The following is a 17,327-nucleotide window of genomic DNA, read 5'->3' on the forward strand; positions in this document are numbered from 1 at the left end:
CAATCCCAACTGATGTATGGTAAAAATTAAAATATCATACATTATTGCGGAATCGCGAAAACCCCAATACCTTCATGTCCAAATTGAGCAATGCAGCTCAGTCGCAAATGTCGGTTTCGGGATTTTTCGAACCATCCGGAAGGAAGCAAAAGTGTCTAAGAACTTTCGCATTGCCATTGTTGGCATTGGCCTTGTTGGACGCCGCCACGCAGACGCTATCCGGGCGTTGCGCCATGTTGACCTTGTTGCGGTCGTCGATCCCAGTGACGAAGGCCGTGCTTACGCCGTTGAGCACGGGGTGGCATGCTACGAGACCCTTGAGGAAATGTTTGCAACTCAGACGCCGGACGGCGCTGTGCTTGCGACCCCTACGACGCTTCATGTCGAACAAGGCCTTACATGTGTGCGACATGGGTGTCCTGTTCTCGTCGAAAAACCGATCGCCGTGGAAGCTGCCGCAGCACTGGAGCTTGTCCAGGAAGCGGAGAGGGCCAATGTGCCTCTGATGGTCGGACATCATCGTCGGCATAACCCCCTGATCAAGTCGGCCAAAGAAGCTATTGTTGATGGGAGGATTGGGGATGTTCGTGCTGTCCACGCGAATTGCTGGTTCTATAAGCCCGATGAATATTTTGATGCCGCGCCCTGGCGAAAGAAACCCGGTGCAGGACCCATTTCGGTCAATCTTGTCCATGATGTGGACCTTCTGCGGTATCTGGCCGGAGAGGTCGTGACGGTACAGGCGCAGTCGGCTTCATCGCAACGCGGTTATGACAACGAAGATGTCGCCGGGGCGCTGTTGACGTTTGAAAGCGGAGCGATTGGGACCATAAGCGTGTCCGACAGCATCGTCGCCCCGTGGAGCTGGGAGATGACGTCTCAGGAATATCCAATCTATCCGTCGACAGCTGAGAGTAGCTACATGATCGGTGGTTCTCATGGATCGTTGTCCGTACCTGATCTTCGACTATGGAACTACCAAGGTGATCAACGGGATTGGTGGACGCCAATCTCATCAACCGTGTTGAAGAAGGGTGCATCTGATCCGCTGGTCAATCAACTCAGGCACTTTGTTGAAGTTGCTCGGCACGAAGCAGATCCGATTGTGTCCGGATGGGAAGGTTTCAGAACACTTCAAGTCATTGAAGCTATACAGAATTCCTGCAGAATGGGTGAGAAGGTCAGGATAAAAAGCCTGCAAAATACGCCAAAGGCAAATGTATCTGTAATATAAAATATCTGATATTTTGTAAAAAATCTTGCAAAATGTCCAAAATAGGTCAAAACTCTGAATCGCAAAAAAGAAGCTTCATGATGTCTCAGGGAGGAGCAAAGTGATTACCAAACTTACCCGTAGGGCTGCAGTATCAGCCCTGGTCGCAACCGGTGTTCTGTTTAGCGCAACAAGTGGTGCGCTGGCGGAAGACAAAGTGCAACTTCGCCTCGCAACATCAGGATCGGAGACCGACCAGCGCTCGGTTGCCATGGCAGATGTCTTCGCGCCAATGGTTGCCGAGTTCGCAAATTATGAGCCCAGCTATAACGGCACAATCTTTGCACAGGGCACCGAACTTGACGCCATCAGCCGGGGCAACCTGGAAATGTCGATTACCTCGGCGCAGGAACTCGCGCAGTTCTTCCCCGAGTTTTCGATCTTTACTGCAGGCTATGTCCACCAGGACGCCGCGCATCAGGTGGCTGTCTTTACCGATCCCTTGATGGATGCGTTCAAGCAAAAGGCTGAGGAAGAGCTGGGTGTTAAACTCCTGTCGGTTATGTATCTGGGCCGACGTCAGGTGAACCTGCGCCAGCCCAAAGATGAACTGACCGTGACGACACCAGCGGACTTGGACGGCGTGAATCTTCGGATGCCGGGCACTGACGCATGGCAATTTCTAGGCAAGGCGCTGGGTGCAGCCCCGACGCCAATGGCCTTCTCAGAGGTTTACACCGCTCTGTCGACAGGAGCGGTTGACGGTCAGGACAACCCACTGCCGACCGTGGTTGACGCCAAGTTCTATGAAGTGACCAATCAGATCGTTCTGACGTCGCATCTGGTGGACCTTAACTATATCGCCATTGGCAAGGGTGTCTGGGACGGGCTGACACCGGAACAGCAGGCTAAAGTTCAGGAAGCCGCAGATGCAGCCGCGGAATCTGGTCGCCAAAAGCAGCTTCAGAAAGAAGAGGACCTTGTCAGCTTCCTGAAAGAGCAAGGGATGGAGATCTACGAACCTGATCTCGCTGCGTTCCGCAATCAGGTACAGTCCATGTATCTGGACAGCGAATTCGCTGGCTCTTGGCCCGAGGGGGTTCTGGATCGGATTAACGCTCTGGGCAACTAAGTCCAGCAAGACAAGAGAGGGAGAACCGCAATGAAGGCCTTTATCAAGGGGTTCTCCCGACTGACCGAAGCGATTGCCGGCGGGATGCTGGCGGCAATCTTCCTGATCTTCCTTCTGCAAATTCTCTTGCGGTATTTTTTTACACCCGCCGGTTGGACGCTAGAATTGATCGGCATTCTTTGGGTCTGGGTGATCTTCTTCAGCTGCGCCTTTATCGTGCGCGAACGGGATCATGTGAAGTTCGACATCATCTATCTTTCGGTGCCGACGCGCGTACGCCAGGTCTTTGCAATGCTGGCGGCCGCAGCGATCGTGATCGGGATGCTCTATAGCTTCCTGCCGACCTGGGACTACATCGACTGGATGAAAATCCGCAAGACAGCGACTGTCCGCAATCCGTTCTCGGGCGAGAAGATACCGTTGCGCACTGTGTTTTCGATATATGCGGTATTCATGCTGGTCGTAACAGCGCGATACGCGTGGTTATTCTTCGACGTTTTGCGCAATGGCCCTCCAAAAACAGAGTTGGAACTGGTCGTTGGGTACAACGTGGTTGACGATCATCCCCGTGTCGACGTCGTAGACGACGAGGAAGCAAATAAATGAGTATCGAACTTATTTCCTGCCTGCTCGCTCTTTTTCTTCTGGCGGGCATTGGGACACCTATTGGGTATTCCATCCTCTTAGCCTCATTGGTGTATTTAGGCACGGCCGGACTGGATGTCGCCCTAGCGGGCGAGAAGATCCTACAAGGCTTCTACAAAAGCACGATCCTGCTTGCCGTGCCTTTGTTCATTGTCGCCGCCAATATCATGAATGCGGGGTCGATCACTGACCGCCTGCTGAACTTCTGCGTTGCGGCGGTCGGGCGTTTCAAGGGTGGCCTCGGACACGTAAACGTAGTGGCATCTCTGATCTTTTCCGGCATGTCCGGCTCTGCTGTCGCGGATGCGGCGGGAATTGGTAAAATCATCATTGAGATGATGACCAAAGATGGCCGCTATAGCCGAGGCTATGCAGCCGCAATCACGGCGGCCTCGGCAACAATCGGCCCTATCATTCCGCCCTCAATCCCGATGGTTTTGTATGCGCTCGTTTCCAAGGCCTCTATCGGTTCGTTATTTCTGGCTGGTATTCTGCCGGGCCTGATAATGGGCGTCGTCCTCATGGCGATGAACTATTATCTGGCCGGAAAGCGGAACTTTGCCTTGGAAGAACCTGTTCCGTTGCGCGAATTGCCCGCCAAAACCGCTAATGCGTTTCCTGCGCTGCTAATGCCCGCCATCCTGCTCTATGGCATCTACGGGGGTGTCACGACACCGACCGAGGCCGCGGCCGTGGCCGCACTCTATGCCCTGCTGCTGGCAGGGTTCTTCTATCGCGCCTTGTCGTTCCGTGGCCTTTATCAGGTTTTCGTTGACAGCGCCCGTTCTTCTGCAGCGGTAGGAGTTGTCATTGGTGGCGCGTTCATTCTGAACTTCATCGTGATTCAGGAGCAAATCCCACAGTCTATCTCGGCGCTGCTGGAAGGTTCGGATGTCAGTCCGATCGTCTTCTTGATCCTCGTCAACCTGCTGATCCTTGCCCTGGGGTGCGTTTTGGACGCGACAACGATCATTCTGGTGATTGTGCCCTTGTTCATCCCCACTTGCGAAGCGCTTGGTATTGATTTGGTGCATTTCGGTGTGCTGGTCGTCGTGAATTCGATGATCGGTCTGATCACGCCGCCCTACGGGATTCTGCTGTTCGTAATTAATGCTGTTTCGGACATTCCACTGCGTGAAATCATTTCCGAGATTTGGGCCTTCTTGGCGGTGTTGATTTTCGCCTTGGTGATCATGATGCTGATGCCCGATCTGGTTCTGTGGTTGCCGCGTATGTTTGGGTATCAGGGGTAATGTGTCTCTCGGTTTCGACAACGTCGATCCCCGGTGATCTGACCGAAAAACTAAGTGCAATCGCTGATGCGGGCTTTAGCGGTGTCGAGTTGCATGAACCGGATTTGACCGCTTTTGACGAGCCACCATCGCGAATTCGGGACATTGCATCAGATCTCGGACTGAAGATTTGTCTGCTGCAACCCTTCCATAACCTTGAAGGCCAGGCCGACAGCGAGCGGGAACGTGCCTTTGATCGGCTGAAGCGCAAACTCGATCTGATGAGCGAGTTGGGAACGGATCTGCTGCTAATTGGCTCTGCATTCGAAGTGGACCCTGCTGCCACCGAGGATCAGGTGATCTCAGACCTCAGCGAAGCGACCGAGATTGCAAAAGGGATGGGGCTTCGCTTGGCTTATATGGGTTTGCCGTGGTCCGATCTCATTCGCTCGGACGAACAGGCGTTGCGCGTCGTCGAGGCGATTGACAGCCCTTACTTTGGACTGGCTTTAAACTCTTTCTTCTCGCTCGCTGACGGTTCCAAACCCGCCCGCCTTAGGGACATTCCCGGAGAGCGACTGTTCCATGTGCAACTGTCCGATGCGCCCCGGCTTGAGATGGATATTCGCAGACTCAAAAGGCACTTCGGGCTTCTACCTGGGCTTGGATCGCTTAACCTAGCAGGCTTCGTGCGCGTGCTGGCCAGAGCAGGATACATAGGACCCTGGTCTATCGCCCGTGTGAACGAAGCGGCGGCACAGCCCGGTGCCCGAACACTGGCCCGGGACAGCTATAGGTCCCTGGTCAACCTTTTGGACGAGGTATCACGGACCGAGCCGAAAGCAGACTTTGGAAGCCCAAACCTGCCAGAACGCGTTTATGCGTCCGGCTTCGAATTTGTAGAGTTTGCAGCCGATGAAACAAGCGGGGCACAACTGGCAGACTTGCTGTCAGCAATGTGTTTTCGAATGGAGCGAAAGCACGTCACCAAGTCTGTCGAATTGTGGCGGCAAGGCGCGATCAACATCGTTGTGAATACCGAAAAAGAAGGCTTTGCCCATTCGGCGTTTCTGGGCCATGGCCCATCGGTCTGTGACATGGGATTGCGTGTCAAAGATGCGGATCAGACGGTTCAACGTGCAACCGCGCTGGGCGCCCCGAATTTCTTACAACCGGTGGGAACAGGAGAGCTGGATATCCCTGCAATCCGTGGTGTTGGTGGCAACGTCGTTCATTTCATCGATGAGAAATCCGATCTGCATCGGGTTTGGGATATCGAATTCGAGCCGGTTGCCAAAACCAAAGCCATGCAACCCGCCGGATTGCGCCGTATCGACCATCTGGCACAGACAATGCGCCACGATGAAATGCAAAGCTGGCTGCTGTATTACATCTCGACCTTCGACATGGCAAAGTCGCCAATCGTGAACGTGGCTGACCCGTCGGGCGTCGTGCAAAGCCAGGCCATCGAAAGCCCAGAAGGCGAAGTGCGTCTGAACTTGAACGGGGCCGTCGGTCGCCGAACGCTGGCGGCATCGTTCCTTGAAGAAGGCTTTGGGGCAGGTGTTCAACATATCGCCTTCCAGTCCGGCGATATTTTTGAAACCTCTGCTCAACTGCTTAAGTCTGGTTTCCCCAGCCTGACTATTCCAGAAAACTATTATGCTGATCTGCAGGCGACTTTTGGGGTGAGTGACGACCTGATCACCCAACTGCATGGGGGCAATATCCTCTATGATCGCGCGGGGGGAGCAGAGTATTTTCAGATCTATAGCCGTCCCGTTTTCAACGGTTTTTTCTTTGAAATCGTTGAACGCCGCGCTGGCTATGCAGGTTTTGGCGCGCGCAACGCCCCTATTCGCCTCGCCGCGCAAAGGAAAACTCAGGCGGCGAAAGAGGTGCAAACGCCATGAGCGCACTGGATGAAAACATGACAAGTGATGAGCGCGCCGTTCGCCAATGGTGGCGCACCTCCATCATCGATATGAAGCCCGGGTACATCGCATTTCGTGGCAACGCAATAGAGGACCTGATCGGGAATGTATCCTTTCCGCAGATGATCTGGATGATGGTGCGAGGCGATCTGCCGGGCGATGCTCAGGCGCGCCTGTTTGAGGCCGCTCTGGTCGCAGGTGTGGATCACGGCCCGCAGGCTCCCTCGATTGCGGCTGCGCGCATGGCTGCTACTTGTGGAGTAGGTCTCAATAATGCGATGGCGACTGCGGTGAACATGCTGGGCGATGTACATGGCGGAGCAGGCGAGCAGTGCGCCGAGCTTTATTATGATATCGCCGATCGCATAGATGCCGGGGCATCGCTGAATGATGCTGTTCGGAATGGTCTGGACAGTTGGCGCGAGACTTACGGCAAGATCGTTTCAGGTTTCGGACACCGGTTTCACAAGCCCGTCGATCCGCGTGCACCCCGGCTGATGCAGCTCGTTCGCAATGCAGCAAATGAAGGCACCGTTTCAGGTCGCTTTGCAGACATCGGAGAAGGGGTTCAGGCCGAACTTGGTCGTCAACGGGGCGGTCGGCCGATTGCGATGAACATCGATGGCGCGACAGCCGTGATCTTTTGCGAACTTGGCTTTCCCGCGCCCCTGTCGCGGGGGCTGTTTTGCTTGTCCCGTTCGGTTGGAATACTTGCCCACGCCTGGGAGCAGATGAACCAGGGCGGCCGGAACAAAGGCCCAATGCCCCCGAATTACTTACCCCTCTACGAGGACAGGAATGATGAGATGTGAGACATCGAAATCTTTCCGGTCCGGCCCTGTTGGCGTTGGTCGTATAAACGAAGTCGATCTAAAACCACATTCAAAAATTCCCAATGCCAAAGTCATGATCTGCGGCAACCTCGATTCTTCAGAAAGCCGCACCAAGGCCGATCAATACGGCATCGCCAGAGCCTGCGCGCCTGGATGGCGCCAGGGTTCCGGCTGATTGGCTTGCCTATCCCGGTGGTGATCACGGCGCAGACGCGTCCGATTTAACGATGCCTCTGTGGGGCCTCACCAGTTTAGAGCGATTAGATTTCCATTTAAGTCGCTGTAAAAAAATAATTAAACCTGCTCGGGAGCCCGTCCGGTGGTTTCAGTTTAAGCCGTGTCGCTAAGAGTTGATATTTTAAGAAATATCAGATATTTTTTACTAAGTATGATGAAAATTAGATTCGCAGACGTATGGAGCTGTCGTTCATGGTGAAACCCGAAGAGGCCGGCTCATGCCCCTCTCTCTATTCCTTGGCGCATCTGACGCTGATCGGCTGCACGCCGCCCGAGCTAGTCTACATTGCTGCCCGGGCCGGTTACGATGCCGTCAGCCCGCGTTTCATTCCGATGCATGTGCCCGGTGAGTTTACTCAATCCCCGATCGACAGGGCACAGGTGCAGGCCACCAAAACCGCTCTTTCTACTACGGGTTTGAAAGTTCTTGATGTCGAGCTTGCGCGCATCACCGAAGATGTCGACCCGCGCAGTTTTGAACCCTCTCTGGAAATAGGCGGAGAGCTTGGTGCAAAGCGCATGATCATGAGCGCGTGGACCAACACCCGCGATGATCGCGACTTCCTGATTGACGTCTATTCCGAGACCTGCGAACTGGCCGCGCCCTACGGGCTGACGGTCGATCTGGAGTTCCCCAGCTTTTCACGCCTGCGTACTCTGGATGAGGCGCTGGATATTGTCCGCGCCTCCGATCAGCCGAATGGCGGTATTCTGGTCGATACGCTTTATCTGCACCTAAGCCGGGTGGATCTGGGAGAACTGCTGCACGTCCCCTCGGACTTGTTTCACTTTCTGCATATCTCTGACTGTCTACCAGGCATCGCGGATACGCGTGAGGGCATGGTCCAACTGGCCCGCGATGCGCGGCTTTATCCCGGTGAAGGTTGGATTGATTTCACCGGCATCATCGAGCGGATGCCCCCTGTCGACTATTCCATTGAACTGCCCAACCAAAGCCGCGTTGCCGAGTTGGGATACGAAGAGCACGCGCGTCGCTGTCTGAGCCACGCCAAGCGAACATTCGGTGAGGCGCGATCTCAGCGCCGCATGCCCAATGCAGCAATTCTAAAACACCAAGAGGATCATCATGGGCAAAGAGCTCACTGAAGACGACCGCCGACTGGCGGCTGATATGTTGGAACGTGCCCGCGCGGCCATGGCCAAAATCGAGGATTGGGAACAGGACAGGCTGGACCGTCTGTCTCAGGCCATAGCGTGGTACGCGGGGAACGAAAAAACCTTTACGCGATTGGCTCAGCAGGGGGTGGACGAAAGCGGCATTGGTGACCGCGAAGGACGCCCTGCAAAGCGGTTCAAAATACACATGGTACTGCGCGATGTCCTGCGTACCCCGTCGACTGGGATCGTCGAGGTTGATGAGGAAAAAGGCCTGGTGAAATACGCCAAGCCTGCGGGTGTGATCGCATCCCTGATCCCAATGACAAACCCGGCGATGACACCACCGGTGACCGGTGTTTCCGCCGCTAACGCCCGTAATGCGGTCATCTTCAGCCCGCATCCACGCACAGCAGTCACGACCTATGAAATGGTCGAGGTTATGCGCGCAGCCTGTCGAGCAGCAGGAGCCCCGGAAGACTTGTTCCAATCGATCCGCAAACCTTCGATCCCTCTTACCCAGCACCTGATGGAGATTTGTGATCTGACGCTGGCAACAGGTGGGAAGCCGATGGTCAAAGCGGCCTATAGTTCAGGGCGTCCGGCTTACGGTGTCGGCGCAGGCAATTCGTCTATCGTCATTGATGAAACTGCGGATCTGGATATCGCTGCCCAGAATACACGGATTTCAAAGACGTCTGACTTTGGGTCTGGTTGTTCGGCAGATGGCAACATTATCATCCAGCGCTCGGTTTACGATGATATGGTCAAGGCGCTTGAAGCCGAAGGTGGTTATCTTTGTTCTGGCGTAGAGAAGGCCATGCTCGAAGCGGCCATGTGGGATGAAAAGGGTAACCGTACGTTCCCGACCATCGCCTGTCCGCCTCAGCAAACGGCCAAAGTCGCCGGTTTTAACATCCCAGAAGATCGCAAGTTTCTGATGGTTGAAAATCAGGGGCAAATCGGGCCGCAGCACAAGTTCTCCAAGGAAAAACTGACCACGCTGATGGCGCTATATCACTTCGACACATTCGATGACGCGCTGGAAACGGTCAGCCAGATCTATAACACCGGAGGTAAGGGCCATTCCTGCGGGATTTATAGCCATAATGACGATCACATCGACCGGTTGGCGCGTCTGGCTCCGGTCAGCCGCATGATGGTTCGACAGCCTCAGTCCAAGGCCAATGCGGGTGCCTGGACCAATGGCATGCCTATGACCAGCAGCCTCGGCTGCGGCATCTGGGGCGGCAACATCACCAATGAAAACGTCACCATGAAACATATGATGAACTACACTTGGGTCAGCCGCCCGATCCCTGAGGATCGCCCCTCGGAGGCGGACTTGTTCGGTGAATTCTACGGACAGGAGGTCGCGTGATGGACGGAGCGAAACTGGAAGGCAAAACCGTTGCCGAACATATCGTTGATTTCCTCGAACGCCGTGAGGTCAAGCACGTATTCGGCCTGTGCGGGCACACGAACATCGCGGTTCTGGCTGCGCTGGCGCAAAGTCCCATCGATTTCGTGACCGTACGGCACGAACAAATAGCTAGCCACGCGGCGGACGCTTATGCGCGCGTGACGGGCAAGGCCTCGGTGGTGCTGTCCCATCTCTCCCCGGGACTAACTAATTGCGCCACCGGGGTCGCCAATGCGGCGTTGGATTGTATCCCCATGGTCGTGATCGCGGGTGACATTCCTACGCATTACTATGGCAAGCATCCGCATCAGGAGGTTAACCTGCACGCGGACGCTGCCCAGTGGGAGATTTATCGCCCCTTTGTCAAACGCGCCTGGCGGGTGGACCGCGCTGACCTGATGGCTGAGATACTGGAGAAGGCGTTCCATCTGGCCGAAAGTGGTCAGCCCGGACCGGTGCTGGTCAATGTCCCCATGGATATCTTCTCAGAGGTGATCCCCGCAGACAGTTTCGACCGTATCCGCGACAACACGCGCGCGCTCAAGAAACCGTCGATTGACGACGAGACAGCGCGAGAGATTGTCGAAGCGTTGGTTAAAGCCGAAAACCCAGTCGCTTATGTCGGTGGTGGTATTCTTCTGGCACAGGCCAGCGAAGAGTTGCTAGAATTCGTTGAACATATGGGCCTACCAGTCGCGCATTCCTTGATGGGTAAAGGCGCCCTGCGGGACGACCATCCGCTTGTTTTGGGAATGACCGGGTTTTGGGGCACCGAGTTGGTTAATCAGTCTTGCCTGAACGCGGACTACATCTTTGCCGTTGGCACTCGGTTCAAAGAGGCCGATTGCTCCAGTTGGTATCCCGGGTACACGTTCAATATTCCCGGCTCAAAGGTTATCCATATCGACATCGAGCCGCAAGAAATTGGTCGGAACTATCCCACCGAGATCGGCGTTGTTGCGGATGCCAAGGCCGCGTTGCGCGTCCTCAACCGGGTTGCCCGCGAAATGTATCCGGGCGGTTTCAAGCGCCCCGCTGTTGAACAAAAGATTGCTGATTTCCGGATGGGCTTCAAAGCACGCAATGTGGAAATGGCCACCTCATCAGCGTTTCCGATGATGCCCGAGCGTATTCTGGCAGATACCCGCAAGGCACTGCCCGAGGATGCCATCATCACGACGGATGTTGGTTGGAACAAGAACGGCGTCGGACAACAGTTCGACATCCTGACACCCGGTTCGATCCTGACCCCAGGTGGTTTTGCCACAATGGGTTTTGGCCCTCCGGGCGCGATCGGCGCGAAGCTGGCAGCACCTGATCGTGTGGTGATCAGCCTGGTTGGTGATGGTGGTTTCGGCCAAAACCCGTCGATGCTTGCGACTGCGGTCGAACTTGATCTGGGTATCATCTGGCTGGTTATGAACAACAACGCCTTCGGCACGATCGCAGGTCTTCAGAAGGCGCATTACGGTTTGACCTATGGTACAACCTTCCCAGGGTCGGCCGAAGCGCCGGCCAACGGACCGGGCTATGCAGAAATTGCACGGGCCTACGGCGCAGAGGGGCACAGGCTGGGCGCTGCTGACGAGCTGTTGCCCGCATTGGAAGCGGCAATAGCCAGCGGCAAACCCACTGTTCTTGATGTCCCAATGATCAATAATCCGACACCAACAACCGGACATTGGAACATCTTGGACATATACTCACCAGACAAAGATGTATCCCACGTTGCGACGTGAAAAGCCTGTTCGAGGAATGCCTCACCGGGGGTGTGCCTCGAACAGGCCTGCAGTGGTTTCATTCTCGCAGAGGTGAGCGAAGAAACATCAAACAGCATCACCAGTAGCGGGCTACAAAAAGAGGAACACCTCCAAAGCGCCGGGGTCCTTCAGACATTGCGTGGCAACATTTGACGTATGATGTTGAATGCGGAGTTGAGGGGCCGGGTTTAACTCCTGCTTTCCTCATCCCAAGGAATTCCGCTAGTGTCGGCACCGACCTGATATGAGTGATGCCGCCACATGATCGAAATCCGCGACCTGCAACTGCTCAGCGCTTTGGCGCGGCACCGGCATTTTGCAAAGGCAGCCGAGGAATGCGGGATTTCCCAGCCTGCGTTTTCAATGCGTATTCGCAACCTAGAGGATCGGTTGGGCGTGTCCATCGTCCGCCGCGCCAACCGGTTTCAGGGCCTGACCGAAGAGGGCGAGATGATCGTCCAGCGGGCGCGGCGCATTCTGGACGACACCAAGGCCTTGGAACAGCAGGTGCAGGCGGCAAAGGGGGAAATCACGGGGACTCTGATACTGGGCGTGATCCCGACTGCAATCGCCTTTACGGGCCGGTTGATCAAGCGTCTGCAGCAGGCGCATCCGCGCATCATCACTCGGATCGAAACGATGTCGGCTACGGCCATTCAACATCGGCTGGACGAAGGCAGTTTGGATGCGGGCATCACATATGGCGACAGTATCGGCACCGATTTGCGGCAGGTACAGTCGCTGTATGAAGAAACCTATGTCCTGTTGATCCCGTCTCATATGACTGACGAAACGGGGCCAATTCCCTGGGCGCGGGTCGCCGAATTTCCGGTCAGCCTGCTTGAACCGCAGATGCAGAACCGCCGCATATTAGACCGGATTTTCGCCGAACAGGGCCTGCATCCTCATGTGGTCGCGGAAACCAGCGGGTTCACTGCCTCAATGGTCATGGCGCGTGAGGGATTGGCGGCCACCGTGGTGCCACGCGTGTTGGTACGGGCGTTGGGGGATCTGAAGGGAACAAAGGTTCTGCCTTTGGTCGATCCGGTGGTCAGCAAGCCTATCTGTCTGGCGACCCTGACACGCGATCCGGAACTGCCAACGGTTGGAGCGTTGCGCGCGGTGGTGACGTCTTTGCGGTGATAAGGTGTCGTTATCGTGCGATTGAAATATGCGATTTGACGATATGCTAGTCTGATGAGACACGGGGCCTGAATCGGAGGGCATCATGGCACCATTAGATACCAAGCCATCAGGCGCGCCAAAGGGCGTCTGGAAGTCAGGTAAAGGCAAGGGGCGGCACACGCCCAAAGGCCGTCAGTTCACGGATGAGGCGGCGGCTGAGATTGCGCGCTTGCTGGGGGATCGCCCCCGCCGTCGCGACCTTTTGATCGAATTCCTGCACCTGATTCAGGACGAACACGGCCATATCAGCGCTGACCACATTGCCGCGCTTGCAGTCGAGATGCGGATTGGTCAGGCCGAGATCTATGAGACCGCCACGTTCTATGCCCATTTCGATGTGGTGAAAGAGGATGAAGCCCCGCCGCCCGCGCTGACCATCCGCGTCTGCGATTCCCTGTCCTGCGAAATGGCCGGTGCCCAGCAGTTGCAAAAGGCGTTGGAAGACGGTCTTGATCCTTCCAACGTCCGTGTCCTGCGTGCGCCTTGCATGGGTCGTTGCGATACTGCGCCTGTGCTGGAGATCGGGCATAACCATATCGACCATGCCACCCCTGAAAAGGTGCAGGCGGCGATTGCTGCGGATGATACCCACGCCCATTTGCCCGCCTATGAAACCTTTGCGGCATATGAAGCAAACGGCGGCTATGCCAAGCTGAAAGAGCTGCGCGAGAGCGGTGATTGGGAGAAAGTACAGGAAGACATCCTGTCCTCGGGCTTGCGCGGTCTGGGAGGTGCTGGCTTCCCGTCCGGCAAGAAATGGGGCTTCGTTCGCATGAACGAAGGCACCCGCTATCTGGCCGTGAATGGCGATGAAGGCGAGCCTGGCACGTTCAAAGATCGCTACTACCTCGAGCGCACGCCGCATGTCTTCCTTGAAGGCATGCTGATAGCTGCCTGGGCGGTAGAGGCCGAGACCTGCTTTATCTACATGCGCGATGAATATCCGGCGGTGCTGGAAATTCTACGCCGCGAGATTGCCGAGCTGGAACAAGCTGGCCTGGTTGAAAAGGGATATATCGATCTGCGCCGGGGCGCCGGTGCCTATATATGCGGCGAAGAATCCGCGATGATCGAGTCGATCGAAGGCAAGAAAGGCTTGCCGCGTCACCGGCCTCCGTTTGTGGCGCAGGTTGGGGTCTTTAACCGTCCGACCTTGGTGCACAATGTCGAGACGCTCTATTGGGTGTCGAAAATCTGCCGCGAAGGGCCGCAGATTCTGAACTCTGTCGAAAAAAATGGTCGCAAGGGCCTGCGCAGCTATTCAATCTCGGGGCGGGTGGCCAAGCCGGGTGTTTACCTGCTGCCGGCGGGTTCGACCATTTTGGACGTGATTGAGGCCGCTGGTGGCATGGTCGAAGGGCAGACCTTCAAGGCGTATCAGCCCGGCGGTCCATCCTCGGGTCTGCTGCCTGCGTCGATGGACGATATCCCATTGGATTTTGACACGCTGCAGCCACATGGCACCTTTATCGGATCCGCCGCTGTGGTGGTTCTGTCCGATCAGGACACTGCCCGCGATGCGGCGCTGAACATGCTGCGGTTCTTCGAAGATGAAAGCTGTGGCCAGTGCACGCCCTGCCGGGCGGGCTGTGAAAAGGCGGTCAAGCTGATGCAGGCTGACAAGTGGGATCAGGATCTGCTGGAAGATCTGTGCCAGGTCATGGGCGATGCCTCGATCTGCGGTCTGGGGCAGGCGGCCCCGAACCCGATCCGCCTTGTCGTGAAACACTTCGCTGACGAAATCTGAGGGAGACAGAGCCATGCTTGATGCAAGCCCAACCAAGACCGTCACCTTCAACCTGAACGGCGATGACGTCACCGTCCCCGAGGGCTGGACCATCTGGGAAGCCGCCAAGGGGCAGGGGTTCACCATTCCGCACCTGTGTCATAAGCCGCAGCCGGGCTATAAACCCGACGGCAACTGCCGCGCCTGCATGGTCGAGGTGGAAGGCGAGCGCACTCTTGTCGCTTCGTGCATTCGCCCTGCGGCGGACGGCATGGTGGTGAAAACCGACAGCGACCGTGCCGAGAAATCGCGCGCAATGGTCATGGAATTGCTGGTCGCGGATCAACCCGAAGAGGCGCACGATAAATCCAGCCATTTCTGGGACATGGCCGAACTGAACGATGTCAGCAACAGCCGGTTCCCTGCCAAAGAGGCCGAGAAAATCCCGTTGCTGGATGACAGCCATATCGCGATGCGGGTTAATCTGGATGCTTGCATCAACTGCAACCTCTGCGTCCGGGCCTGCCGGGATGTGCAGGTCAATGATGTGATCGGGATGGCCGGGCGTGGTCACACTGCGCAGGTGGTGTTCGATCAGAACGACCCGATGGGCGATTCTACTTGTGTAGCCTGTGGTGAATGCGTTCAGGCCTGTCCGACCGGTGCATTGATGCCAGCCACTGTGTTGGACGAAAAGCAGCAGGGCGACAGCAAGGATTATGATTCCGAGACCGAAAGCGTCTGCCCGTTCTGCGGCGTCGGCTGCAAGGTCTCGCTGAAGGTCAAGGACGGCAAGGTCAAGTATGTAGAGGGCATCAACGGCCCGGCCAACGAAGGCCGCTTGTGCGTCAAAGGCCGCTTTGGGTTCGACTATATCCACCACCCACACCGCCTGACCAAGCCGCTAATCCGGCGCGAGGATGCGCCCGCCAAGGGGCTGAATGTCGATCCTTCGAACCTGTCGACCCATTTCCGCGAAGCGACCTGGGAAGAGGCGATGGACCTGGCGTCCTCCAGACTGAAGGCGCTGCGCGACCAGGACCCACGCAATGTCGCGGGCTTTGGCTCGGCCAAATGCACCAACGAAGAAGCATATCTGTTCCAGAAGTTTATTCGTCAGGGATTTGGGCACAACAATGTCGACCACTGCACGCGTCTGTGCCACGCCTCATCGGTGGCGGCGCTGATTGAAAACGTCGGTTCGGGTGCTGTGACCGCAACCTTTAACGAGATCGAAAACGCGGATGTGGCCATCATCATCGGGGCCAACCCGATTGAGAATCACCCCGTTGCGGCGACCTATTTCAAGCAGTTCACCAAGCGCGGCGGCAAGTTGATTGTGATGGACCCGCGCGGCGTTGGCATGCGCAAGTTCGCTGATGAGATGTTGCAATTCCGCCCGGGTGCCGATGTCTCGATGCTGAACGCGATCATGAACGTGATCGTCGAGGAAGAGCTGTATGACAGCCAGTACATCCACCGCTGGACCGAGAACTGGGAGGCCGAGAAGGAACACCTGCGCGCCTTCACCCCCGAAGCGATGGCGCCGATCTGCGGTATCGAACCTGATCAGCTGCGCCGCGTGGCGCGCATCTTTGCACAGGCCAAGGCCGGGCTTATTTTCTGGGGTATGGGTGTCAGTCAGCATATCCACGGCACCGACAATTCGCGATGCCTTATCTCGCTGGCGTTGATGACCGGCAACGTTGGTAAACCCGGCGCGGGCCTGCACCCGCTGCGCGGTCAGAACAATGTGCAGGGCGCGTCGGACGCCGGCCTGATCCCGATGTTCCTGCCCGATTACAAGACGGTGACCGATGACAACATCCGGGCACAGTTCACCTCCGTCTGGGGGTCTGAGGATTTCTCGAATGAAAAAGGCCTGACCGTCACTGAAATCATCGATCAAGCATATGCGGGCAATATCAAGGGCATGTATATTCAGGGTGAAAACCCAGCCATGTCCGACCCCGATGTAGGCCACGCGCGGGACGCGCTGGCCAAGCTGGAGTTGATGATCGTGCAGGACATCTTCCTGACCGAAACGGCGAACTACGCCGACATCATCCTGCCTGCCTCGGCGCTGTATGAAAAGAACGGCACCGTGTCGAACACCAATCGTCAGGTACAACGAGTGCGCCCAGCTGTGGCGCCTCCGGGTGAGGCGCGCGAGGATTGGAAAATCACCGTCGAACTTGCGCAGCGCATTGGTCTGAACTGGTCTTATTCGGATGTGTCCGAAGTGTTTGCCGAGATGAAACTGACGATGGAGTCTCTCGACAACATCACCTGGGAGCGGCTTGAGACAGAGACGATCACCTACCCGTCGCTGTCTGAGACCGATCCGGGCCAAGCGATTGTGTTTGGTGATGGCTTCCCTCGTGCCGATGGGCGGGCCAAGTTCACTCCTGCCAGTGTGATCCAGCCGGATGAAGCGCCGGATGAGGAGTATCCGATGATCGCCACCACGGGTCGTCAGCTTGAACATTGGCACACAGGGTCAATGACCCGCCGGGCCACGGTGCTGGATGCGGTTGAACCAGAGGCCAACTGCTCGATGAACCCGCGCCAGTTGAAGCTGATGGGAATTGAACCGGGCGAGACCATTCGCCTGACCACCCGTCGCGGCGCGATCGAGATCATGGTGCGTGCCGACCGGGCGATTGCAGAGGACATGGTGTTCATCCCCTTTGCCTATGTTGAGGCGGCGGCGAATATCCTGACCAACTCGGCCATCGACCCTTATGGTAAAATCCCTGAGTTCAAATTCTCAGCCATTCGCGTTGAAAAGATCGAAGACGCAATCGCGGCTGAGTAAGAGTGTCGGAGTAGAATTTTTGAGGGCGGCCTTACGAGGTCGCCCTTTTAGGTTTCCGCCACGTCAACGCGGA

At 56.4% G+C, this 17,327-nt stretch carries 12 protein-coding genes; all 12 read left to right on the forward strand.

All coding sequences use genetic code 11. The features are described 5' to 3' along the window. Window positions 1–16 precede the first annotated feature (16 nt). The 12 genes from AC2FLE_RS10465 (at window position 17) to fdhF (ending at window position 17,254) form a co-directional block, all read left to right on the forward strand. Window positions 17–1,234, forward strand: a complete 1,218-nt coding sequence (locus AC2FLE_RS10465) for a Gfo/Idh/MocA family protein (protein WP_496696868.1) — start codon at window positions 17–19, stop codon at window positions 1,232–1,234. A gap of 100 nt (window positions 1,235–1,334) precedes the next feature. Beyond that, window positions 1,335–2,345: a TRAP transporter substrate-binding protein DctP gene (gene dctP / locus AC2FLE_RS10470; protein WP_496692301.1), complete on the forward strand. Its 1,011-nt coding sequence runs from the start codon at window positions 1,335–1,337 to the stop codon at window positions 2,343–2,345. 30 nt (window positions 2,346–2,375) lie between these two features. Next, the gene (locus tag AC2FLE_RS10475; protein WP_496696870.1) at window positions 2,376–2,951 is read left to right on the forward strand and encodes a TRAP transporter small permease; all 576 of its coding nucleotides are present in this window, start codon (window positions 2,376–2,378) and stop codon (window positions 2,949–2,951) included. After that, entirely contained in the window at window positions 2,948–4,243 is a 1,296-nt protein-coding gene (locus AC2FLE_RS10480; RefSeq protein WP_496692303.1) for a TRAP transporter large permease, read from the forward strand. Before AC2FLE_RS10475 ends, AC2FLE_RS10480 begins: the two co-directional genes overlap by 4 nt. Further along, a complete protein-coding gene (locus AC2FLE_RS10485; protein ID WP_496696872.1) occupies window positions 4,243–6,135 on the forward strand; it encodes a bifunctional sugar phosphate isomerase/epimerase/4-hydroxyphenylpyruvate dioxygenase family protein in 1,893 nt (630 codons plus the stop codon). Before AC2FLE_RS10480 ends, AC2FLE_RS10485 begins: the two co-directional genes overlap by 1 nt. Then, window positions 6,132–6,968 (forward strand): citryl-CoA lyase, encoded by an 837-nt coding sequence (locus tag AC2FLE_RS10490; RefSeq protein ID WP_496696874.1) that lies wholly within the window; start codon window positions 6,132–6,134, stop codon window positions 6,966–6,968. Before AC2FLE_RS10485 ends, AC2FLE_RS10490 begins: the two co-directional genes overlap by 4 nt. Window positions 6,969–7,418: 450 nt before the next feature. Further along, window positions 7,419–8,333 (forward strand): sugar phosphate isomerase/epimerase family protein, encoded by a 915-nt coding sequence (locus AC2FLE_RS10495; RefSeq protein ID WP_496696875.1) that lies wholly within the window; start codon window positions 7,419–7,421, stop codon window positions 8,331–8,333. Beyond that, on the forward strand, window positions 8,314–9,723 hold the full coding sequence (locus AC2FLE_RS10500; RefSeq protein WP_496696877.1) for an aldehyde dehydrogenase family protein: 1,410 nt from the start codon (window positions 8,314–8,316) through the stop codon (window positions 9,721–9,723). Before AC2FLE_RS10495 ends, AC2FLE_RS10500 begins: the two co-directional genes overlap by 20 nt. Further along, entirely contained in the window at window positions 9,723–11,504 is a 1,782-nt protein-coding gene (locus AC2FLE_RS10505; RefSeq protein WP_496696878.1) for a thiamine pyrophosphate-binding protein, read from the forward strand. The genes AC2FLE_RS10500 and AC2FLE_RS10505 overlap by 1 nt, the downstream gene beginning before the upstream one ends. Before the next feature lie 282 nt (window positions 11,505–11,786). After that, window positions 11,787–12,668, forward strand: coding sequence for a LysR family transcriptional regulator (locus tag AC2FLE_RS10510; RefSeq protein ID WP_142640095.1), 882 nt, complete (start codon window positions 11,787–11,789; stop codon window positions 12,666–12,668). A gap of 85 nt (window positions 12,669–12,753) precedes the next feature. Beyond that, on the forward strand, window positions 12,754–14,457 hold the full coding sequence (locus AC2FLE_RS10515; protein ID WP_496696880.1) for an NAD(P)H-dependent oxidoreductase subunit E: 1,704 nt from the start codon (window positions 12,754–12,756) through the stop codon (window positions 14,455–14,457). 13 nt (window positions 14,458–14,470) lie between these two features. Next, window positions 14,471–17,254 (forward strand): formate dehydrogenase subunit alpha, encoded by a 2,784-nt coding sequence (fdhF, locus tag AC2FLE_RS10520; protein WP_496696882.1) that lies wholly within the window; start codon window positions 14,471–14,473, stop codon window positions 17,252–17,254. Window positions 17,255–17,327 lie beyond the last annotated feature (73 nt).

It is taken from the genome of Ruegeria sp. CDSA077 (genome assembly GCF_059612265.1).